This window comes from Halothece sp. PCC 7418 (assembly GCF_000317635.1).
Classification (GTDB): Bacteria; Cyanobacteriota; Cyanobacteriia; order Cyanobacteriales; family Rubidibacteraceae; genus Halothece.
In genome coordinates this window covers 1,435,019-1,458,412 of sequence record NC_019779.1, presented here as the reverse complement: position 1 = coordinate 1,458,412, position 23,394 = coordinate 1,435,019, and the positions used below count along the sequence as shown (strand labels likewise).

The following is a 23,394-nucleotide window of genomic DNA, read 5'->3' as shown; positions in this document are numbered from 1 at the left end:
AAGAGACCCCGCTGTCCTCCCTTGGAGGTGGAAGCGGGAGTGTAAGTTTCCATTCAATTAGTTTCTCTTAGGAAAAGAGACTAGAACTACAAGAACTAAAATCCTCTTTGGAGGCTAGTTTCCATTCAATTAGTTTCTCTTAGGAAAAGAGACCGTCTACTTTCGCAGCGTAGTCTAAGACTACTTTTTGTTTCCATTCAATTAGTTTCTCTTAGGAAAAGAGACCAGTGATGACCAGTTTCTCTCCTTTATAGAAAGTCATCTGGTGTTTCCATTCAATTAGTTTCTCTTAGGAAAAGAGACCATCAACACATACACAATACAGTAAGGAGTTTATTATGGTTTCCATTCAATTAGTTTCTCTTAGGAAAAGAGACACGGGATACGTAGTAATATTTTACGGTTTCGCGAAGGGGTTTCCATTCAATTAGTTTCTCTTAGGAAAAGAGACTTTACTATAAAAATAAAGCTAAGGCTCTAGGAAGTTATGAGAAGTTTCCATTCAATTAGTTTCTCTTAGGAAAAGAGACCTGCACATTACGCTCTACAACTATTTCAACGGTCTCCCGTTTCCATTCAATTAGTTTCTCTTAGGAAAAGAGACTAAAAAAGGCCCGCCCCTTGGCGGGCTTTTTTCTGTTTCCATTCAATTAGTTTCTCTTAGGAAAAGAGACGCTCTAAGAAATTGAAGTCAGTGAAATATACGTTATCGGTTTCCATTCAATTAGTTTCTCTTAGGAAAAGAGACTAGAAGTGGGAGACCAAGAAGACGTAATGGTCTTCGAGTTTCCATTCAATTAGTTTCTCTTAGGAAAAGAGACTTAAATGGAGTCACTATGCAACCTTGGGTTGATAGTTATGTTTCCATTCAATTAGTTTCTCTTAGGAAAAGAGACAGAAAAAATGAAACAGTGGTTAGAAATTAATAGAAACGTTTCCATTCAATTAGTTTCTCTTAGGAAAAGAGACGGTATCTCCCTAACGTGACTGAGAACTCTATAAGAGAGTTGTTTCCATTCAATTAGTTTCTCTTAGGAAAAGAGACCTGCCGTATTGTTAAAAGGAACAGACCCTGACGGAGTTTCCATTCAATTAGTTTCTCTTAGGAAAAGAGACAAGGTAAAAGACTTTATTATCAACCTAGGAATTACCTGTTTCCATTCAATTAGTTTCTCTTAGGAAAAGAGACATTGGGCTAAACCTTCTAAAAAGTCCCTAGATGATTGGAAGTTTCCATTCAATTAGTTTCTCTTAGGAAAAGAGACTTAAATAAGGCTTCTCTGCTTCTAGAGCAGTTTTAATAGTGTTTCCATTCAATTAGTTTCTCTTAGGAAAAGAGACAAGAAATTAATCAATTACGCCGCGCCGGGGTGTATGGAGTTTCCATTCAATTAGTTTCTCTTAGGAAAAGAGACAAGAACGGGAGATAGCACCTTGCGCTGTGCGTCCCGTTTCCATTCAATTAGTTTCTCTTAGGAAAAGAGACACATTGTTCTCTTTGAAGGTCTCTTTAATTTCATGAAAGGTTTCCATTCAATTAGTTTCTCTTAGGAAAAGAGACTTGTACCTAAACGATGGAAGAATCATCAAAACTCCTTATGTTTCCATTCAATTAGTTTCTCTTAGGAAAAGAGACTAATGACTCTAAGAGAAGGAGTCTAGGGGACAATGGGGAGTTTCCATTCAATTAGTTTCTCTTAGGAAAAGAGACTTCACTGTCTAAGCACAAGTATGTAGGAGAAAAGAAAAAGTTTCCATTCAATTAGTTTCTCTTAGGAAAAGAGACATAGTAATAAGAATTTATAAGAAGATATAGATTATGTTTCCATTCAATTAGTTTCTCTTAGGAAAAGAGACCGCGCCTGCTGAACTGGAAAGCCTAAAATCCTCTTTGGAGGCTAGTTTCCATTCAATTAGTTTCTCTTAGGAAAAGAGACTAAAATAGACCCAGGATACACAGTATCCTATCCCGTGTTTCCATTCAATTAGTTTCTCTTAGGAAAAGAGACCTTCCTTCCAGGGTGGCATCCTGCTGTACGACTCGATGTTTCCATTCAATTAGTTTCTCTTAGGAAAAGAGACAAGAGCAGCCTATAAAGAGCGGGCGCGGCGAGATGGTTTCCATTCAATTAGTTTCTCTTAGGAAAAGAGACTCGAGCTTGGGGGAGAGTAACAATGGGAGCACTTAGAGTTTCCATTCAATTAGTTTCTCTTAGGAAAAGAGACCTGGTGACGGAGTTTATTATCGGTTAGACTGCTATGCTGTTTCCATTCAATTAGTTTCTCTTAGGAAAAGAGACGAATTTGTTTTAATCGAAGCCGGCGGGCTCGTTCTATGTTTCCATTCAATTAGTTTCTCTTAGGAAAAGAGACCTTAGAACAAATCTTCCCTGAACGCTTTTCTAAAGACTGGTTTCCATTCAATTAGTTTCTCTTAGGAAAAGAGACCAGGAACGATTAAATGCTGACTTCTACTTAGTAAGGTGTTTCCATTCAATTAGTTTCTCTTAGGAAAAGAGACTACCTCGCTGTTTGCAAGGAAGGTCACCCCTTGCAGTTTCCATTCAATTAGTTTCTCTTAGGAAAAGAGACTCCTATTATCTGATGGTTATATTTCTATCCCTAAAGTTGTTTCCATTCAATTAGTTTCTCTTAGGAAAAGAGACCTTTAACAGCGGCCTTTTAACCTACACTAAGCAAAAGTTTCCATTCAATTAGTTTCTCTTAGGAAAAGAGACAAATGCAAAATCAAATTGAACAAATCGGTGAGAACATTAAGTTTCCATTCAATTAGTTTCTCTTAGGAAAAGAGACAAACTAACAATGATTCACTTAGACCTGTTGTTCCAAGTTTCCATTCAATTAGTTTCTCTTAGGAAAAGAGACCTCGCGAGTATCCCTGGGATGTCCAAAGAGGACATCGAAGCGTTTCCATTCAATTAGTTTCTCTTAGGAAAAGAGACTTCTATAACTACGATGAGTAAAACCATGAACAACAAGTTTCCATTCAATTAGTTTCTCTTAGGAAAAGAGACTTAGAAAGGTTAGAGAGTTTAGCAAAGAAAGTTTTAGAGTTTCCATTCAATTAGTTTCTCTTAGGAAAAGAGACATAGACGAAGATTAATCTTTTCACATAAAGTCCCGCGTTTCCATTCAATTAGTTTCTCTTAGGAAAAGAGACTCGCATTAAGCCTAAAGAGGTCTTAACTGTTTCAATCGTTGTTTCCATTCAATTAGTTTCTCTTAGGAAAAGAGACTTCGAAACATTTAGAGTGGAGAAAAACACTACTAACCAGTTTCCATTCAATTAGTTTCTCTTAGGAAAAGAGACCTAAGAACTCGAACGCTTGCTTTGGAATACGGTGGGTTTCCATTCAATTAGTTTCTCTTAGGAAAAGAGACGGGTAGATTTGGCTTCTTTAGAAGCAATCTTCGAACGTTTCCATTCAATTAGTTTCTCTTAGGAAAAGAGACATCGCAAGAAGAAAACAGCGAACGCTGCTCCGTCAGAAGCGTTTCCATTCAATTAGTTTCTCTTAGGAAAAGAGACAAGTTATTGACCGAGGAAGTTATTTCACTGTTGACTTCGTTTCCATTCAATTAGTTTCTCTTAGGAAAAGAGACTCATAAGAGTTGGCAGAAAATACAAGCAGCTTCAGAGGAAGTTTCCATTCAATTAGTTTCTCTTAGGAAAAGAGACCTCTAAAGCTCCTTCTTCGGTAGTGCAGTACACCTTCTGATTAATAGTTTCCATTCAATTAGTTTCTCTTAGGAAAAGAGACGGAGAAAACAAAAAGTTCTTCGACCTCATAGAGGTGTTTCCATTCAATTAGTTTCTCTTAGGAAAAGAGACACTGCTAAGTTAGTAGACTTTGTTTATTTAGAAGTCTCCACTGTTTCCATTCAATTAGTTTCTCTTAGGAAAAGAGACCAAGCGTTAGAAAAGCTAGAAGCCAAGGAAAAATGGTTTAAGTTTCCATTCAATTAGTTTCTCTTAGGAAAAGAGACAACAGTCTGACTTTCTCAAGAAGTACGCGAAAAAGCAGTTTCCATTCAATTAGTTTCTCTTAGGAAAAGAGACCAATTTTCTATCCTCGGTTTGGAGCATCCGTCCCCGCGTTTCCATTCAATTAGTTTCTCTTAGGAAAAGAGACGTAGGGTTAGAGGCTGAGATGCTAATCTCAGCCGACAAAAGTTTCCATTCAATTAGTTTCTCTTAGGAAAAGAGACGTGAGGAATCAACATGGCTATCCGTAAACTTAACGTTTCCATTCAATTAGTTTCTCTTAGGAAAAGAGACTAGCAAACATCCCTTCCATGTCAAAAGAGGATATAGAAGCGTTTCCATTCAATTAGTTTCTCTTAGGAAAAGAGACTTAAAGAGATTGAACAATTAAAAGCGGAGTTTAATGACGTTTCCATTCAATTAGTTTCTCTTAGGAAAAGAGACTAATTTTAGCTGCTAGAGACCGCGCGGATCCTTTAAGTTTCCATTCAATTAGTTTCTCTTAGGAAAAGAGACAGGAAAGAAAAAAGCCCGCCGAGGGGCGGGGCTTTATTGTTTCCATTCAATTAGTTTCTCTTAGGAAAAGAGACTCCAGAACACTCTTAGCTGGAGCTAAGCTACATGGAAATAATGTTTCCATTCAATTAGTTTCTCTTAGGAAAAGAGACGTTATTCCAGACCTAAACTGGAAAATTTACATAGATAAGAGTTTCCATTCAATTAGTTTCTCTTAGGAAAAGAGACTTAAATCTCCACTTTGGGGGTTATAAATAACCTCTTTGAGAGGTTTCCATTCAATTAGTTTCTCTTAGGAAAAGAGACTTCTCTTTGTCCATGACAGCCCTAACTATAAAAGCTGTTTCCATTCAATTAGTTTCTCTTAGGAAAAGAGACTTGGTCACTGGTGTTAGATTGCGTTTAGTTCTGCTCATGTTTCCATTCAATTAGTTTCTCTTAGGAAAAGAGACATCAGAATAGGTAAAGTAGAGCTTAACCCATTTGCTTGGTTTCCATTCAATTAGTTTCTCTTAGGAAAAGAGACTCCTGAGTTGGGGTTCTGGGCTGCGGAGTTAATTCCTGTTTCCATTCAATTAGTTTCTCTTAGGAAAAGAGACTCGAAATAAAAGTCCAAGGAGGACAAAACAATGAAAATTTGTTTCCATTCAATTAGTTTCTCTTAGGAAAAGAGACAACTATTTATAAACTTTTTCGCTACTTCTTCTTGAGAGTTTCCATTCAATTAGTTTCTCTTAGGAAAAGAGACAGTGTAAGCCCCTTGAGATAATTTATCCCATTTAATATGTTTCCATTCAATTAGTTTCTCTTAGGAAAAGAGACACCAACTCAGAAGTCTTTAGATGAATGGGAAAATGAGTTTCCATTCAATTAGTTTCTCTTAGGAAAAGAGACGATTTAGTATCTAGAAGAGCATTTGAAAAGAATATCATCGATGTTTCCATTCAATTAGTTTCTCTTAGGAAAAGAGACTTGATATAATCTAAAGCTCCTTCCCGAATCTCCCGTTTCCATTCAATTAGTTTCTCTTAGGAAAAGAGACTTAAAAGAACTAATTTATCAAGCAGTAGAGGAGATAGAGTTTCCATTCAATTAGTTTCTCTTAGGAAAAGAGACACAGACTCTGCGAGAGTCGAAAACTTTCTACAAGGGTTTCCATTCAATTAGTTTCTCTTAGGAAAAGAGACTCAAGGCAGAGGGAGGCGTCTGTCGCCCTCAATCGACAGTTTCCATTCAATTAGTTTCTCTTAGGAAAAGAGACGTTATGGGAACTCGCCCTACAACTGCCGACCTACTCTGTTTCCATTCAATTAGTTTCTCTTAGGAAAAGAGACCCCGAAGATCCAGGTCAGTATCAATATACAGCAGTCGAGTTTCCATTCAATTAGTTTCTCTTAGGAAAAGAGACTTAACTTCTCTCAATCCCCTATCCTTAACGCAATCAAAGGTAAAGTTTCCATTCAATTAGTTTCTCTTAGGAAAAGAGACGACGACGAACGCCCTCCTCCGCTTTTATTTTGGTGGGTTTCCATTCAATTAGTTTCTCTTAGGAAAAGAGACTTAGCAGACATGGGGTTTGAAGATTTCTCACTCCACGTGTTTCCATTCAATTAGTTTCTCTTAGGAAAAGAGACCTGAATAAGAACGTTCAGTTCTTCTTGGCTGGCGACCGTTTCCATTCAATTAGTTTCTCTTAGGAAAAGAGACTTGGAGAACAACGTGTTCGACCTCCCAGTTATAAAATGTTTCCATTCAATTAGTTTCTCTTAGGAAAAGAGACTCGATAGCGGGACGAGCGTCACCGAGCTCTTCAACAGTTTCCATTCAATTAGTTTCTCTTAGGAAAAGAGACACATTTTACTCTATAAAGTACGTATCGGACGTAGAGAGATCACAGGTTTCCATTCAATTAGTTTCTCTTAGGAAAAGAGACAAAGGAGGGACATTTAAACAACATCATTCGTTTTTTAGAAAGTTTCCATTCAATTAGTTTCTCTTAGGAAAAGAGACAAATATCGCTGCTGGACTTCGCTAAGGCGGTAACAGAAGTTTCCATTCAATTAGTTTCTCTTAGGAAAAGAGACTACATTACAACACAACTACTAAGGAGTATTCTCATCGTTTCCATTCAATTAGTTTCTCTTAGGAAAAGAGACTTTTTACCTCAGAAAGGAGAAAATAATGGAAACCTTGTTTCCATTCAATTAGTTTCTCTTAGGAAAAGAGACAAAAAAATGAAAATTCTACTCTATAAAGTCCGTATCGGTTTCCATTCAATTAGTTTCTCTTAGGAAAAGAGACATCGGGCGCTGATTCTCTTCATCATACACCCACCACTTGGCGTTTCCATTCAATTAGTTTCTCTTAGGAAAAGAGACATCCTTCTTTGGCAAGTTCGATAAGACGTACCCAAGTTTCCATTCAATTAGTTTCTCTTAGGAAAAGAGACAAGAACTATATTCTATTGCATCTGATATTTTCCAATAAGTTTCCATTCAATTAGTTTCTCTTAGGAAAAGAGACTTAAACTTCTCTTCTCCTCGAAAGAGGAACGTAATACGTTTCCATTCAATTAGTTTCTCTTAGGAAAAGAGACTCACCCGCACTCAATCACAGAATGGTCCGTTTCAAGTTTCCATTCAATTAGTTTCTCTTAGGAAAAGAGACAAAGCAGTTACCCCTTCTTTCTCCCAGCAGTGCCTTACAATTTTGTTTCCATTCAATTAGTTTCTCTTAGGAAAAGAGACAACTTAAGTTCGCGGTACTGTGCCGGAGCTTAAGGGAGTTTCAGAGTTTCCATTCAATTAGTTTCTCTTAGGAAAAGAGACATTTATCTTGTAAAGGATGGAGCGCGATCGCCTTCGACCGTGTTTCCATTCAATTAGTTTCTCTTAGGAAAAGAGACATCACGGTTGATTAAACGATACATTTTTTTATCCTTCTAGTTTCCATTCAATTAGTTTCTCTTAGGAAAAGAGACAGCGAAACACGGACAGGACACCGTTGTTGTAACTAATGGTTTCCATTCAATTAGTTTCTCTTAGGAAAAGAGACGTAAATTATCAGCGATTGGTCCTAGAAAATGGATCAAGTTTCCATTCAATTAGTTTCTCTTAGGAAAAGAGACCACGCCATCTACAGCTACTTTCAAGAAGAAGGTTTAACGTTTCCATTCAATTAGTTTCTCTTAGGAAAAGAGACCTAAAGCTTTGGAACTCCGTTTGAAGGAGATTTCCAAAAAGTTTCCATTCAATTAGTTTCTCTTAGGAAAAGAGACTGAACAACGTAAACACTAACGGAAACGAAGAACAAATGTTTCCATTCAATTAGTTTCTCTTAGGAAAAGAGACCCGAGAAAAAACCCTTCTCCCTTGAGGAGGTGATAGAGGTTTCCATTCAATTAGTTTCTCTTAGGAAAAGAGACATGATTCTGACAAAGCGGGTCGAGCAGCTTACTGTCTCATGTTTCCATTCAATTAGTTTCTCTTAGGAAAAGAGACTTAAACCAGAAGCAGCAAGAGGCAGTTGACCTCGTTGGTTTCCATTCAATTAGTTTCTCTTAGGAAAAGAGACATCTATTATCTTTGGTTTGAGTGAAACTCTTACCGATCCAAACTGTTTCCATTCAATTAGTTTCTCTTAGGAAAAGAGACATGAACTCTTCATTAGGAGCATAGCGCTTGGCAAGTTTCCATTCAATTAGTTTCTCTTAGGAAAAGAGACTAAAAGACCGATGGAAGAAGGATTTCAGATGCGAAATGAAGTTTCCATTCAATTAGTTTCTCTTAGGAAAAGAGACAAGACCTAACGGGGTCTTATATCTCAGCAGACCTTCGTTTCCATTCAATTAGTTTCTCTTAGGAAAAGAGACCTCGTCGTCGACCGAGACAGCGACGACCATCAAGTATTGTTTCCATTCAATTAGTTTCTCTTAGGAAAAGAGACTGTTGACTGGAGTTTCCAGTCTTTTCATTGTGAAAGACGGTGTTTCCATTCAATTAGTTTCTCTTAGGAAAAGAGACATACCCAACCTCTTGAAGCTCCTAAGCTTCCTAAAGAAGTTTCCATTCAATTAGTTTCTCTTAGGAAAAGAGACCTAACTTCAATCTTTTTGACCTCTCTCAATCCCCTAGTTTCCATTCAATTAGTTTCTCTTAGGAAAAGAGACCTAAATCTACCTCAAACCCATACACTGGAATATCCTTGTTTCCATTCAATTAGTTTCTCTTAGGAAAAGAGACGGCCAGAGAACTTGAACCTTTTTACCCGTCCGCTTTTCGGTTTCCATTCAATTAGTTTCTCTTAGGAAAAGAGACCTGCTTCCACTCAGTCTCCTCTAACGCTTCTGTTAAATGTTTCCATTCAATTAGTTTCTCTTAGGAAAAGAGACAGGGATGATGGTTTGTTATGATATTCGATACGAAAGTTTCCATTCAATTAGTTTCTCTTAGGAAAAGAGACGCCCTCAACATAGAGAAGATGGCGATACTTCTTCTAATGTTTCCATTCAATTAGTTTCTCTTAGGAAAAGAGACAGACCCCAAAGATCCAGATCAGTACCAATACTCTGCGGTTTCCATTCAATTAGTTTCTCTTAGGAAAAGAGACTTACCCATAATTGAGTGTTGAACCTCTTATTGTTTATTGTTGTTTCCATTCAATTAGTTTCTCTTAGGAAAAGAGACATGAACAACAACGCTAACGAGGCTCAAATGATTAATAGTTTCCATTCAATTAGTTTCTCTTAGGAAAAGAGACGATATTAGGTGACGATATATAGTTTCGTCTTCCTCCCAGTTTCCATTCAATTAGTTTCTCTTAGGAAAAGAGACATAGTGTGTTGCCATCCTGAAAGTCTACCGATGAACATAGTTTCCATTCAATTAGTTTCTCTTAGGAAAAGAGACGTGTGGGTGTCTTGTTGTACCAAGTGGTGGAAGAAGTTTCCATTCAATTAGTTTCTCTTAGGAAAAGAGACTTCCTTCCCTACCTAGCTTCCCAACTAGACTCTTTTGGTTTCCATTCAATTAGTTTCTCTTAGGAAAAGAGACCGCCTCGGATACGCTGCTTGGGAACGAGCTATAGAGGTTTCCATTCAATTAGTTTCTCTTAGGAAAAGAGACAGAGAAGTCGGGGAGCATTACGACGACTTGGGAGAGGCTGTTTCCATTCAATTAGTTTCTCTTAGGAAAAGAGACTCGATCTGGGTTATAGACCTTTTCCCACAGCTTAATAAAGGTGTTTCCATTCAATTAGTTTCTCTTAGGAAAAGAGACTTTTGTGGAAGAGCAACCTAACGAGCAGGTTCACACTGTTTCCATTCAATTAGTTTCTCTTAGGAAAAGAGACTTACGAGTTTCATTTGGATCTCTACCTAGAGTTCTTGAGAAGTTTCCATTCAATTAGTTTCTCTTAGGAAAAGAGACTGTAGCTTTAACGCTCAAAGCCCGTCGAGCTGTCTTGTTTCCATTCAATTAGTTTCTCTTAGGAAAAGAGACTAGGGGAGAGTCAAGTATCCTTCCAAGGAGTAGAGCTGTCGTTTCCATTCAATTAGTTTCTCTTAGGAAAAGAGACGGCAAGAATGGGTTGGATTCCATGGTTCTCTTCGGGTTTCCATTCAATTAGTTTCTCTTAGGAAAAGAGACTTGAGCTACTGTCCGATTCTGACGACTTTTATTCTCAGGAGTTTCCATTCAATTAGTTTCTCTTAGGAAAAGAGACCCCCCTTTCGAGGGGGCTGGCTTTTTTAAGTGACGGGTTGTTTCCATTCAATTAGTTTCTCTTAGGAAAAGAGACTTAAGTGACAAATTTAAGCCCAAGGAGGGCAATCAAAGTTTCCATTCAATTAGTTTCTCTTAGGAAAAGAGACCCAAGTCAGCCACCGTCTGGGAAGTGGATGAAGAAGAAATGACGAGTTTCCATTCAATTAGTTTCTCTTAGGAAAAGAGACAAATGATCCAAGACATTCTGACACTCACTATGAACGAGTTTCCATTCAATTAGTTTCTCTTAGGAAAAGAGACTAAAGGTATGGAAAAAGAAAGTCGTCCCAAAATTAAGTTTCCATTCAATTAGTTTCTCTTAGGAAAAGAGACTAGCTCGTATAAAGAAGAAGGGACGAGATGGCTTAGCTGTTTCCATTCAATTAGTTTCTCTTAGGAAAAGAGACGAAATCCTTACGGATTACCAACTTGCAGTGTATGAAGTTTCCATTCAATTAGTTTCTCTTAGGAAAAGAGACCTCCAACATAATGCCAAAGGCAAAGCTAAAGCTCAATTGTTTCCATTCAATTAGTTTCTCTTAGGAAAAGAGACTAGAGTAAATACTCGCATTGAGAAGGAGTTCTTTGGAGGTTTCCATTCAATTAGTTTCTCTTAGGAAAAGAGACACAATGTTCACAGTAATCCCTCAAGGCAATTTCGTAGAGGTTTCCATTCAATTAGTTTCTCTTAGGAAAAGAGACTGGGAATATACATTTTAACTAAACTACCCCTCGTGGTAGTGTTTCCATTCAATTAGTTTCTCTTAGGAAAAGAGACGAAGAAGAGACAGAGGAAGAAGACCTAACTCTTCTCGTTTCCATTCAATTAGTTTCTCTTAGGAAAAGAGACCTGTATTTAATGGTCTTGTCTTACTCTTAAGTTTAGGTTTCCATTCAATTAGTTTCTCTTAGGAAAAGAGACCCTAAAAAGCGGAAAACCCCTACTCAAATCCCTGACTAAGTTTCCATTCAATTAGTTTCTCTTAGGAAAAGAGACTTAGGTTTCCCACTAGGAACGAGAGGATAGCGGCAGCGAGTTTCCATTCAATTAGTTTCTCTTAGGAAAAGAGACGAGTCTAAATTTGTAGAGTTTACTGATTTGGACATCGTTAGTTTCCATTCAATTAGTTTCTCTTAGGAAAAGAGACGAGGTGACAATTCCAAACCTTGAGCTCTCATTTGAGTTGTTTCCATTCAATTAGTTTCTCTTAGGAAAAGAGACTGAGTGGACGCCTGCCGTACCACTCGAAGAGGGAGAAGTTTCCATTCAATTAGTTTCTCTTAGGAAAAGAGACTATCGACCTCAGCCCATTATAGCTATGTGGTGAAAGTATTGTTTCCATTCAATTAGTTTCTCTTAGGAAAAGAGACAGTAATAGTCTACGTAGTCTTTGTATAAACTATTCTCTACATGTTTCCATTCAATTAGTTTCTCTTAGGAAAAGAGACCTGTATTGCTACCTGGATCAGAAACAATATAAATGCCGTTTCCATTCAATTAGTTTCTCTTAGGAAAAGAGACAGAGAGGAGAAGGGTATTAGCTAGGTCTAAAAGCTCCCGTTGTTTCCATTCAATTAGTTTCTCTTAGGAAAAGAGACTACAGTGACACTTCTTTGATTCGAGAAGTGGGTTATAATGGTTTCCATTCAATTAGTTTCTCTTAGGAAAAGAGACTCTCTTCGCTACTAACGGTAAAGGTCAGCGAGTGACCGAGTTTCCATTCAATTAGTTTCTCTTAGGAAAAGAGACAACCAATGTGGGCAGACCCTCCGTTATCCTTGTTAGACTTGTTTCCATTCAATTAGTTTCTCTTAGGAAAAGAGACACCTTTTGGGTCTAACCCCCGAGACTCAAGGGAGTCGAGTTTCCATTCAATTAGTTTCTCTTAGGAAAAGAGACTTGAAATATCTATGCACTTAAGGAGAGGGGCTGAACGTTTCCATTCAATTAGTTTCTCTTAGGAAAAGAGACACTTACCATGACCAATCAAACTTTCTCCAACAACCAAATGGTTTCCATTCAATTAGTTTCTCTTAGGAAAAGAGACGTTATGAATGAATCAGGCAAAGCAAAGACCCTCCGAGGGTTGTCTCAGGTTTCCATTCAATTAGTTTCTCTTAGGAAAAGAGACTGTATGATTGGGCTTTGAAAGAGTTCAAGAAATACCTCGTTTCCATTCAATTAGTTTCTCTTAGGAAAAGAGACATTCCTGAAGATGAAGGAGTAGAGGAAGAACCTTCTACGTTTCCATTCAATTAGTTTCTCTTAGGAAAAGAGACACCGCATGGGGCACGACTGCTACTACTGTGGCAGTAACTGTTTCCATTCAATTAGTTTCTCTTAGGAAAAGAGACTCTTGGACATTGCGTTCAAAATCGACTTTTTATTCCAGAGTTTCCATTCAATTAGTTTCTCTTAGGAAAAGAGACAGCCTAAGACAACAAAAGACCCTGAAGAAGAGATTGCACGGTTTCCATTCAATTAGTTTCTCTTAGGAAAAGAGACCCCAAGAAGCTTTCTGGGGAGATGAGTTTCTAGGTTTCCATTCAATTAGTTTCTCTTAGGAAAAGAGACCAGGAAGCAATTTCCTTTAAGGCTCATCTCATCCAGGTTTCCATTCAATTAGTTTCTCTTAGGAAAAGAGACTCCATGGATTAACTGGAACCTTTCCAGCAGTAATTCCTAGTTTCCATTCAATTAGTTTCTCTTAGGAAAAGAGACTGCTCCCCATATTGGGTATGAGCTCCCAGAAGACACGCCCAGTTTCCATTCAATTAGTTTCTCTTAGGAAAAGAGACAAATACAGCAAGCCAATCGGCGATCTGAAGGAAAAGATTAGTTTCCATTCAATTAGTTTCTCTTAGGAAAAGAGACATCTCGACAGTCGGGATAAAGTAAGACGAATCGAATGTGTTTCCATTCAATTAGTTTCTCTTAGGAAAAGAGACTTCGTTATCTCTTGCTCTCGCTCTGAGGACGAACAGGTTTCCATTCAATTAGTTTCTCTTAGGAAAAGAGACGAAGTCCTGTAAAGGAGTCGCCCATATGGGGCAGGGCTATCGGTTTCCATTCAATTAGTTTCTCTTAGGAAAAGAGACCACTTATGAACGTTATCCTTTACAGAGTCCGTTTCGGACGAAGTTTCCATTCAATTAGTTTCTCTTAGGAAAAGAGACCTGTATCAATAGTGTCAAACTCTCCGTCTTGAGAAGTTTCCATTCAATTAGTTTCTCTTAGGAAAAGAGACACCTCTAAATAACGGTCTCTATATAAACAATACAACGCATGTTTCCATTCAATTAGTTTCTCTTAGGAAAAGAGACCCCTTGAAAAGATTGCTGCTCACTACGGTAGTAAAGTAGAGTTTCCATTCAATTAGTTTCTCTTAGGAAAAGAGACATCGAAGGCTTCTTCGTTCGCCTTTGCCACTTTGTCCGCTTGTTTCCATTCAATTAGTTTCTCTTAGGAAAAGAGACAGGTGATACAGTTCGTTTCTTACGGAAACGGGCGAGTTTCCATTCAATTAGTTTCTCTTAGGAAAAGAGACTACACTGTACGGGACAACTTCGTTCGGTGGAGCAGCCCTAAGGGTTTCCATTCAATTAGTTTCTCTTAGGAAAAGAGACACCAAGCTGTACAAAACTGGGTGGACACTACAAATGTTTCCATTCAATTAGTTTCTCTTAGGAAAAGAGACATACGAAACACATAAGCTCCATGTTGACTTGGCAGACCGTTTCCATTCAATTAGTTTCTCTTAGGAAAAGAGACTTTCTTACCTCCTACAGGCTTAGGCAACGAACTTTAGTCCGTAGGAGTTTCCATTCAATTAGTTTCTCTTAGGAAAAGAGACGTAGGCGGTGAAAACCGCGGCGGAGGCACACGCTTAATAGGTTTCCATTCAATTAGTTTCTCTTAGGAAAAGAGACTTCGGACTTCTGCCATTTGCGTGGCAGAGAAAGGAGTTTCCATTCAATTAGTTTCTCTTAGGAAAAGAGACAACTCTTTCGATAACGAAGGTCGCCTCATTTACGAAGTTTCCATTCAATTAGTTTCTCTTAGGAAAAGAGACTAGAAGAAATAAATCAGTCTTTAAGACAACAAATTCCTGTTTCCATTCAATTAGTTTCTCTTAGGAAAAGAGACACCGCGCGCCGTACTTCGTGTGGGAATGCTTCTCAGAGACGTTTCCATTCAATTAGTTTCTCTTAGGAAAAGAGACAACTAAGCTTAGATAAGCCTGTAGGAGGTAAGAAAAAAGGTTTCCATTCAATTAGTTTCTCTTAGGAAAAGAGACAAGGTAGCTCAGTTGTCAACGATCGAGTTAGCAGAGGTTTCCATTCAATTAGTTTCTCTTAGGAAAAGAGACAAGAGGTTGAAAAGTCGTTCGACTTCTTCTGGTACGAATTGTTTCCATTCAATTAGTTTCTCTTAGGAAAAGAGACTCTCCTCCCGTGAGGAGCGTGACCAATATCTCGCCGCGGTTTCCATTCAATTAGTTTCTCTTAGGAAAAGAGACCTCGTCTATAAGACGAACTTCTATTCCAAGCGGAAGTGTTTCCATTCAATTAGTTTCTCTTAGGAAAAGAGACTAGCCACTACTGTCAATGGCCAAAGGATCTTATTCCTTATGTTTCCATTCAATTAGTTTCTCTTAGGAAAAGAGACACGCCTGAGCCAATTGGCTGATGAAGGCGGACTTAGAGGTTTCCATTCAATTAGTTTCTCTTAGGAAAAGAGACCCCAGAAGGAACGGGCAGCCCTATCACTATTTACTTTGGAGGTTTCCATTCAATTAGTTTCTCTTAGGAAAAGAGACTATGAGAGGGAATATATAACGCCTGAGGAGGTGAAAACGTTTCCATTCAATTAGTTTCTCTTAGGAAAAGAGACCTGTCCGATTCTAATGATTTCTATTCTCAGGATGGACGTTTCCATTCAATTAGTTTCTCTTAGGAAAAGAGACATTTCTTGATGGGTATTCAATCACCTCGGAGGGACAGTTTCCATTCAATTAGTTTCTCTTAGGAAAAGAGACCAATACCACCTACAGTCACCTCGTTTGAGGTAGCAGTGGGGGTTTCCATTCAATTAGTTTCTCTTAGGAAAAGAGACCGCATCGACGATCATCCCGAGAATCTGGTTATCAGAGTTGTTTCCATTCAATTAGTTTCTCTTAGGAAAAGAGACTTCCCGCAGGGGATGCCCTCTGGCAAGACAACCCGAAGTTTCCATTCAATTAGTTTCTCTTAGGAAAAGAGACATTCACAAGACTGCTAAAGGAGCAGTCCACCTCCTTAAAGTTTCCATTCAATTAGTTTCTCTTAGGAAAAGAGACTTCTTCGTCCTCTTCATAGAGGCGGGTTATGTTAGAGGTTTCCATTCAATTAGTTTCTCTTAGGAAAAGAGACTAAGTAACCAGCCTACTCCCACTACATCTTCCGAATGTTTCCATTCAATTAGTTTCTCTTAGGAAAAGAGACATCGGGTGCCCTGAGCATTCCAGACTGGAAGCATTATGAGTTTCCATTCAATTAGTTTCTCTTAGGAAAAGAGACGGCGCATAGCCGTCAATCGGTTCGTTTTCTTCTAGGCTAAAGTGTTTCCATTCAATTAGTTTCTCTTAGGAAAAGAGACACCAAGCTATTTTACCTCTGTAATAAACACCAAATGCAAAGTTTCCATTCAATTAGTTTCTCTTAGGAAAAGAGACTCGCGGAAGTCGCCTCTCATACAGGGGATAAAGACTTGGTTTCCATTCAATTAGTTTCTCTTAGGAAAAGAGACCTTATGATGATCTAGAAAAAATGTTGAACTATTTTGTTTCCATTCAATTAGTTTCTCTTAGGAAAAGAGACCTGAAGCAATTGAATTAGCTTTGATGTATTCTTGATTGTTGTTTCCATTCAATTAGTTTCTCTTAGGAAAAGAGACTTAATGATTAACAGAAATGTTATAAGTGGTGTTAGACACTTGTTTCCATTCAATTAGTTTCTCTTAGGAAAAGAGACCCTTCCAATTTTAACCCTTATGGTCACTGGATTTCAAATGCCATTTCCGAGGGGGTCTGTGAGTTAATTTATTTGCCATCAGATAATAATGTGTAAAATCGCTAAAATTCCCTGATAGCAAGCAACCGAGCGGGTAAACGGAAGAATCAAGGTTACAGCGATTCCCAGAGGCGATCATGAAAAAGTTGCTAGATTGGAACAATTAGAGGATACTGTAACCCCTCAGAGATTAACCATGAGTGAAATTACGTTATCTCACCTTAATCCTGATTTGCTGGAAAAGTTAGAAACCTTAGCAAAACAACATAATCGCACCCTTGAAGCGGAAATTGAAAGTATCTTAGAACAGCAACTGCAAGAAACTGAAATGATATTGTCTCCATCAGACTTTGAAACCGCATGGGAACAAGTGGATCAAGCTCGTCAACAGCATTCACAGCAGAGTTTTAGTGATAGCGTTGAACTATTGCGGGAGGATAGACAACGTTGATTCAATATGTCGTGGATGCCAATGTTGCAATTAAATGGATTTTACCAGAAATTTATTCTCAGGCTGCCCTTCGTTTACGAAATCCCAACTATCAACTTTTAGTTCCAGACTTTTTCTTCCCTGAAATTGGTAACATTTTCTGGAAGCGCGTCAAACGCCGAGAAATGACGATTCAAGAAGCAATAAGAGATTTAACCACGATACAGGGAATTCCTTTAAAAATTGAGCAATCGTTTCCCTTGATGGTTCATGCTTTGGAAACTGCGACTAGAGTCGATCAAGCCGTTTATGATTGTGTTTATTTATCACTTGCCGTTAAGCATAGCTGCCAAATGGTGACAGCAGATCAAAGATTTTATAATGCTCTCAAGCGCGATCCCCTTTCCGTTCATCTCTGTTGGATTGCTGATTTGCCTTAGATCGGCATGGAAAAAATTATTGCTGATTGTTGGAGCGCGATCGCGCAAACTGAGAATGATAATCAAATGATAGTTGACCCAGGGGGTTGAGAAAGGGGAACGCCACCCCAAATTTCCACTTGGGATAAGGTATGACCGGATAAAGGGTAAAAGCGGACACTATCTTCATCGAGTTTCACCAGTTTTTGCAGTCTTTTTTTCAGTTGTTCATACTGTCTTTTTTCCAGACAACATTCAAACACAGATAACTGCACCCGTTGACCATAGCCCTCCAATAAATCCGAAATTTTCTTCCGTCGTTTATCGCAAGGAATATCATAAGTCACCACATACAATTGCATGGACTACTGAATCTCGTAGGGCGTATAAAACTCAATAGGATTATAAACAAACTGCTTATATTTCCGAATTTGGCGAGTGAGGATATCCCAGCGCGGTTGCTTTTCACTTCCAACGGGTTGTTCCATGCGTTTTAACCAAGCACTGAGAAACTTTTTGCGACCGACTGCATTGAGAAAACACCCGCCGTCTTGATAGCGAAAATCTTCTTCTGGGTTCATGGTTCGAGTATTAATTAACCACAACACCAGCGAATCCACAAAAGGAACCCGAAACTCTTCAATGAGGTCAGAGGCTAAAGCTGCATGACGTTCTGATCCTTGATGCAGACAGGCATAATAGGGGTCAAGTCCTTGCATTTCAATTAAAGTTAGCAGATGATTCCACAAAATCTGATAACCAAAACTAAGTAAGGCGTTAGTGGGGTTGGTGGGGGGACGGCGCGATCGCGCTAGTAATTTGAATTCATCATAAGCGATACACTCCCCAAGCGCTTGAAAATATTGCACTGCGCCCGACCCTTCAATTCCCATCAACTGGTCAAGCTGACTCACGGTTAACGTTTTCTGAGCAAAATAATTGAGAGATTTAATCGCTAGTGCAATACTGTCTTTCTGACGAGTGCGATATTGGCGCATCAGGAACACTCGACTATTTTTCAACTTCGCTTCCACAATTCGTTGAGCGATAATCAGTCGATCCTGTGGCGTTAACTGCTGTTGATAGCGGGAGAGTTGACGATAGCCCCGCTCAATGGGCATAATCCGCCCATAACAATAGCCCATGCGCGATAAAAAGGCAATGGGAATATCTTCTTGCAAACAAACCTGAATGGCTTGGGTGGTAATTTGAGAGCGACCAAACACTAAAACTTGTTCAAGGAGTGGAATTTGCACTTCCCCTAAGATGTCCTCTCCTTTTTTAATCAGTAGCTTTTGCTGGTCTCGACAAACATGGCACCCTTGCTGGGCAACATAAAGCGTGTGCATGATGTTAAATACTATCTTAAAAAAGTTAGATGTTCCTCTAATCCCCCCTTCGCCCCCCTTTGAAAGGTTCGATGAGGAAGGATTTCCGAAGTTAACCTTCTGTCGTTTCTCTAATCCCCCCTTCGCCCCCCCTTTGAAAGGATTCTGCAAAAGAAGAAATAGAATCAATATTAGCGTAAGTTTCTCTAATCCCCCCTTCGCCCCCCTTTGAAAGGGGGGTTGGCGGGATCGGATGTCGTGCTAATTGATCAACCCTCAAAGGAGATCTAGCAGTTCTAAATCTTATGTAAAAAGTTGATTAACCGTTCCCCCCTTACGAAGCCGGAGCCAAGCGTGAGGAGGTTAGGGGGGATTAATTTACAATTCCTATGGGATTGCTATAGTTGTTTTGTCTTCATCCTCCTTAACGGGGGGTTGGCGGGATCGGATGTCGTGCTAATTGATCAACCCTCAAAGGAGATCTAGCAGTTCTAAATCTTATGTAAAAAGTTGATTAACCGTTCCCCCCTTACGAAGGGGGGTTAGGGGGGATTAATTTACAATCGTTCATTGACGGCTCAATTACCCCAAACTCAACTACCTTACGAAGGGGGGTTAGGGGGGATTAATTTACAATCGTTCATTGACGGCTCAATTACCCCAAACTCAGCTACCTTACGAAGGGGGGCTAGGGGGGATTAATTTACAATTCCTATGGGATTGCTATAGTTGTTTTGTCTTCATCCTCCTTAACGGGGGGTTGAGGGATCGGATGTCGTGCTAATTGATCACCCATGGAATCACTAAATTAAAGGAGACTGGTTTCACCTTCAATCCTGTTCGATATCAGAGGAACTTTGATCCTGCTCTAAGGGAGAAAAAGGATTGGTTTTTAGGGGATCTTGACCCCTTTGCAAAAACAGCACAATGCGATCACAGGCGGTCGCATTGAAAAAGCTGGCGACAGCAATCATCACGGTATTGGTGATCACTCCTGCTAACCCCATCGGAGCAATTAACAAAATGACCAGCGCGATCGCGCCATTAAAGAGAGCAACCGCTAAATTCCGAACCAAAGCAACCCGAGGCGATAAAAACATTTGCAATTCTCAAAACTCATTTCTCTGTTCAAACTATCCTGATTTTTTAAATCAGAGAAGTCTTTCTACGCGAACCACGAAAATGGCAAAGAGAAAATTTATTTGGTCATTCGCTCAGGAGAAAGATGCAGTCTGGAAAAAGAAGGTAATAATGCAAATTAGATTATTCAGAATTCATCAAAAACAATGACCCAGCCTTCAGAATTAGAACAACAAAAACAACAACGCCTCAGCCAAAAACGGATTTGGATTTCGACGATCTTAGGATTTTTAATTCCGATTACGCCCTATTTATATACCCAACGCTGGAAACCCCTTCTCTGGTTAGGAGGAACTACATTTAGTGTTTTTTTCTTGATTGAAACGGTGTCTCCGTCAGCTAGCATGGAAGAATCTTGGAAGCGCGGTCAAAATTGGGCTCCTTTGGCTTCATTAATTACCATTACCGATAATTGGCTTGCGATTAGTCGCGCTCGGAAAAAATTTGATCATTCATCAGATGAGGAATCATAAATTCAGCGCGATGCTGTGACCAAGAATATCTAGCATTTATTCCCTTTTAATCAATTGTTTACCATTAAATCACGGGTTTAAAGCCCCTCCCTTTAGGGAGTTCTTGTGTTAATATAGGAAAACGCTGGAAAGGTATTCAACCAGTCTAAAAACCTTGATCTCTCGCCGAGATTAAACCAATCAACAATAAGTTTTGATTGTCTAAAAGTACCCAAGGGCATTGGGGAACTGCCTCGTGCATAGGAAACGACTGGGGAGACTCCCACCTCTGTTGATTCAGGGAAACTTAAATCAGTAAGTGGTGTCGCTGAACCAGTAATTCGGAATCTGTGAAGACCGAAGAATCACCGTCCTTCTAGGGCGGTGAGTATGTCAATTAAATCAAACCAACTCAACTATAGCAGTTCTCATTCTTATGTAAAAACTTGATTCATCGTTCCCCCCTTACGAAGCCGGAGCCAAGCGTGAGGAGGTTAGGGGGGATTCCCCTTATTGAGCGCAGGGCTGTTTTATTCTCCCCCTTAAATTGACAGGACAAGTCCTGAAAGCGTCTTGAGGACAATCGATGCTTTTTTCTTACTTTTTGACGAATTAATCAGAAAAAAGAGTCATGAAATCTCCCCCCCCATCCCCCAATCTCCCCATCTCCCAACAGGCGAGTTGATTTCAGATAGCGCGATGTTTGTTATCGCAGGCAAGATGAGGATTCAAGAAAATTAATCAACTCCCTCTTGACTAAAATTAAGTCGTGTCCCAACCCGACAATCGATGCAGCGATCGCGCAGTTCATGTAAAAAAGTGGTGATTGCCTTGAGACTGGTACAATGGTTAGCCCCAATCACCTGCACATCATAATATTTTAGGCACTCTAGGGTCGCCTGGATACGGGGTTCACTAGCCTTTAACAGGTGCATACCACCAATGACAGCAGCAAAGCGATCCGTACCGGTGAGGCGGGCAATATAGTTCAGAGTATTGATCACGCCAGCGTGGGCACAGCCTAAAATCACAACCCAGCCTTGGGGAGTTGCAGCAAAGAGGGCTTGGTCATCGGGTAAGGTATCGAGCGTGGCTTGGTTTTCGGTGCGCCAAAACTGACCTCCTGTATCTTCTAAGGGATGCTGACGGGGGATGGGTCCCGTCACCCAGATTCCCTCAACAATTTCTGTGACTTTGTCCGTCCAGACCAGACGACGAACCAGGCTTTTTAAGCTGTCTTCATCCTGCAAGGGAGAACCAATGTCACCGCGAGCACTGTACTTCGGCTCAATGGCTGCTGGATGCAAAAATAAATCAGTCTGCGAAGTGTGCTCTAACAGGGCAGGTAAACCGCCACTGTGGTCATAGTGACCATGACTGAGGACGATCGCGTCTAAATTCTGCAAGGAGATCCCCAATTGTCGGGCATTGTGGGGGAGCGCCATTCCTTGTCCCGTGTCAAAAAGAAGGCGATGATGGTCTGTTTCCAGCAGAAAGGCGATGCCATGTTCCCCCAGTAAACCGCGTCCGCCTGCTGTATTTTCCACCAATACCGTGATTTGAAGAGTCGGGTTGCCGTATGTCATCAAGGGTTAACCTCTCGTACTTAAAGAGTCAATTATGCTGACTAGGGCATCGTGGCAATTCCAGCAATGTGAGGACTAACCAGGGGTAGAGGAATCTGGAAATGATGATAATCAAGCGTTGCAAAACCCGCTGCTTCTAGCGCTTGCCATGTTTCCCGATTCAGATGGCAGTTATCAAAGAGGCTTTTCCAAAGCGGGGCCACTCCCTCTTGGATTCGTCGAGTCCAAGTGCAACTCTCAGCAGCGACGTGCTCTAAGAAGATAAATTGACCCCCTGGTTTGAGCACTCGCTGCACTTCCTGTAAAGCCTGATCCAAGTTGCTCACCGAACACAAGACATGGGAACTGACGACCACATCCGCGCTGTCAGCTTCAACGGGTAGGTTTTCGGCAGCACCTTCATAAAGCTCAATGCTCTGAATTCCCCGTTGCGTGGCTTCTTGGTGCAAATAGGAAGACATAAAGGGGTTCGGCTCTACCCCAATCCAGTGTATATCGGTGGGGTAGTAGGCAAAATTTGACCCTGCACCGGGACCAATTTCTAACACCGTTCCCTGAATCTGACCGAGCAGCGATCGTTTGAGGTCAGCCAAGCTACTATGTTCTCGACAGTTACTTAGCTTAATGGATGTTTGGTCGGCAGTGTTCGCCTTTGCTAATCCCCAAGCAAATAGCCTTTTCGGGAGTTGTGTCAGTGCGATAAAATTCATTGTTAACTTGAATTGGCTCAATTTATTTAGTGATGGCAGTGTTCATGATCATGCTCACTATCTACATCATGCCCATGCTCATGGGCTTCTGGTTCTTCCCGTACCAGTGTTCCATCCAGATAAGCAGCCAAGGCTTTCTCCAGATCGGTTTCTTGGGTAATAAGACCTTCAATGCCATAGGAGGCAAGCCGTCGGACAAGCCCACGCCCCATCCCGCCAGATATTAACACCTGTACCCCGTTGAGAGGATGCGATTCATCAGGGGAGCTATTATGCAAGGATTGCTCCTTAGGTAATTCCAGCAGGGATTTCTTAGTAATTTCCTGCTCATTAATTTCATAAATCCAGAACTTCTGGCAGCGTCCTGTATGCCCAGTTACACTCGTTTTATTCTGACTCGCGATCGCAATTTTCATGATTTTCTCCATCTCTATTTAGACCCACCAGGGTTGTTCACCTGTACGCGGATCTGTCTCTGTCCAGGGATATAGCCAAATTGCATCATCCTTGACTGTTACATGAACCAGCTTAAGGGGCAGTGGAGCAGGCCCCCGCACAACATTGCCTGCGGGATCATATAACGAGCCATGACAAGGACATTGAAACTGCTCAGCATTCTCATTCCAAGGGAACGTGCAGCCCAAGTGGGTACAATTATTGACAATACCGCGATCGCCGAGTGTGCCATCCTCCTGAACAATCAGATAGGTGGGTTCACCAGCCAGACCAGCAATCAAGGCTCGGGTTCCTGGAGGATTTGCCAAGATTTGGCTAGCTGGAATGGGGTTACCGAGCTTGTCTTTAGCTAAAATACCACCCCCTGCATTAACTTCCCGAGGAGGGACAAAAAATTGGCTCACTGGATACAACGCTGCTCCAACCGTAGCTGCCACAGTCGCACCAGTCAAAAAGTTGAGTAATTGCCGTCGCGAGAGTTCTGGACTTTCATTGGGAATTGCATTATTCATGGTGCATTCACTTCCATTTAACAATA

10 protein-coding genes and 1 CRISPR repeat array (1 of these 11 running past the window's edge) are annotated in these 23,394 nt (G+C 40.2%); of the genes, 3 read left to right on the top strand and 7 right to left on the bottom strand.

Annotated elements, in window-relative coordinates; all coding sequences use genetic code 11:
* A CRISPR array of direct repeats spans positions 1 to 16,296; the repeat unit is 36 nt; unit sequence GTTTCCATTCAATTAGTTTCTCTTAGGAAAAGAGAC; it reaches 1,283 nt to the left of the window's first position.
* Positions 16,297 to 16,531: 235 nt separating this feature from the next.
* On the top strand, positions 16,532 to 16,786 hold the full coding sequence (locus PCC7418_RS06610; RefSeq protein WP_015225405.1) for a hypothetical protein: 255 nt from the start codon (positions 16,532 to 16,534) through the stop codon (positions 16,784 to 16,786).
* Positions 16,783 to 17,205, top strand: a complete 423-nt coding sequence (locus PCC7418_RS06605; RefSeq protein ID WP_015225404.1) for a type II toxin-antitoxin system VapC family toxin — start codon at positions 16,783 to 16,785, stop codon at positions 17,203 to 17,205. The genes PCC7418_RS06610 and PCC7418_RS06605 overlap by 4 nt, the downstream gene beginning before the upstream one ends.
* A gap of 62 nt (positions 17,206 to 17,267) precedes the next feature.
* On the opposite strand, the gene cas2 is transcribed toward PCC7418_RS06605, so the two are convergent.
* The 3 genes from cas2 to csx18 all read right to left on the bottom strand — a co-directional run bounded on the left by cas2 (position 17,268) and on the right by csx18 (position 19,612).
* A complete protein-coding gene (cas2, locus tag PCC7418_RS06600; protein WP_015225403.1) occupies positions 17,268 to 17,546 on the bottom strand; it encodes a CRISPR-associated endonuclease Cas2 in 279 nt (92 codons plus the stop codon).
* 3 nt (positions 17,547 to 17,549) lie between these two features.
* A complete protein-coding gene (gene cas1 / locus PCC7418_RS06595) occupies positions 17,550 to 18,533 on the bottom strand; it encodes a CRISPR-associated endonuclease Cas1 (RefSeq protein WP_015225402.1) in 984 nt (327 codons plus the stop codon).
* An 809-nt stretch (positions 18,534 to 19,342) separates the two neighbouring features.
* A complete protein-coding gene (gene csx18 / locus PCC7418_RS06590) occupies positions 19,343 to 19,612 on the bottom strand; it encodes a CRISPR-associated protein Csx18 (RefSeq protein ID WP_015225401.1) in 270 nt (89 codons plus the stop codon).
* 186 nt (positions 19,613 to 19,798) lie between these two features.
* Here csx18 and PCC7418_RS06585 point away from each other — a divergent pair, with 186 nt between their 5' ends.
* Positions 19,799 to 20,125 carry a hypothetical protein gene (locus tag PCC7418_RS06585; protein WP_015225400.1) on the top strand — a complete coding sequence of 109 codons (327 nt, stop codon included), beginning with the start codon at positions 19,799 to 19,801 and terminating at the stop codon, positions 20,123 to 20,125.
* Positions 20,126 to 20,841: 716 nt separating this feature from the next.
* On the opposite strand, the gene PCC7418_RS06580 is transcribed toward PCC7418_RS06585, so the two are convergent.
* From PCC7418_RS06580 to petC, 4 genes are read right to left on the bottom strand one after another with little or no spacing between them, the layout of a single operon-like run.
* Positions 20,842 to 21,690: an MBL fold metallo-hydrolase gene (locus PCC7418_RS06580; protein ID WP_015225399.1), complete on the bottom strand. Its 849-nt coding sequence runs from the start codon at positions 21,688 to 21,690 to the stop codon at positions 20,842 to 20,844.
* Between the two features lie 41 nt (positions 21,691 to 21,731).
* On the bottom strand, positions 21,732 to 22,400 hold the full coding sequence (locus tag PCC7418_RS06575; protein ID WP_015225398.1) for a class I SAM-dependent methyltransferase: 669 nt from the start codon (positions 22,398 to 22,400) through the stop codon (positions 21,732 to 21,734).
* A gap of 26 nt (positions 22,401 to 22,426) precedes the next feature.
* On the bottom strand, positions 22,427 to 22,816 hold the full coding sequence (locus PCC7418_RS06570) for a NifB/NifX family molybdenum-iron cluster-binding protein (RefSeq protein WP_015225397.1): 390 nt from the start codon (positions 22,814 to 22,816) through the stop codon (positions 22,427 to 22,429).
* An 18-nt stretch (positions 22,817 to 22,834) separates the two neighbouring features.
* Entirely contained in the window at positions 22,835 to 23,368 is a 534-nt protein-coding gene (petC, locus tag PCC7418_RS06565; RefSeq protein WP_015225396.1) for a cytochrome b6-f complex iron-sulfur subunit, read from the bottom strand.
* Positions 23,369 to 23,394: the final 26 nt, after the last annotated feature.

Bases quoted from the DNA above. Each gene is read 5' to 3' on its own strand.
- PCC7418_RS06610 (WP_015225405.1), top strand. From the start codon at position 16,532: ATGAGTGAAATTACGTTATCTCACCTTAATCCTGATTTGCTGGAAAAG.
- cas2 (WP_015225403.1), bottom strand. From the start codon at position 17,546: ATGCAATTGTATGTGGTGACTTATGATATTCCTTGCGATAAACGACGG.
- cas1 (WP_015225402.1), bottom strand. From the start codon at position 18,533: ATGCACACGCTTTATGTTGCCCAGCAAGGGTGCCATGTTTGTCGAGAC.
- csx18 (WP_015225401.1), bottom strand. From the start codon at position 19,612: ATGTTTTTATCGCCTCGGGTTGCTTTGGTTCGGAATTTAGCGGTTGCT.
- PCC7418_RS06585 (WP_015225400.1), top strand. From the start codon at position 19,799: ATGACCCAGCCTTCAGAATTAGAACAACAAAAACAACAACGCCTCAGC.
- PCC7418_RS06580 (WP_015225399.1), bottom strand. From the start codon at position 21,690: ATGACATACGGCAACCCGACTCTTCAAATCACGGTATTGGTGGAAAAT.
- PCC7418_RS06575 (WP_015225398.1), bottom strand. From the start codon at position 22,400: ATGAATTTTATCGCACTGACACAACTCCCGAAAAGGCTATTTGCTTGG.
- PCC7418_RS06570 (WP_015225397.1), bottom strand. From the start codon at position 22,816: ATGAAAATTGCGATCGCGAGTCAGAATAAAACGAGTGTAACTGGGCAT.
- petC (WP_015225396.1), bottom strand. From the start codon at position 23,368: ATGAATAATGCAATTCCCAATGAAAGTCCAGAACTCTCGCGACGGCAA.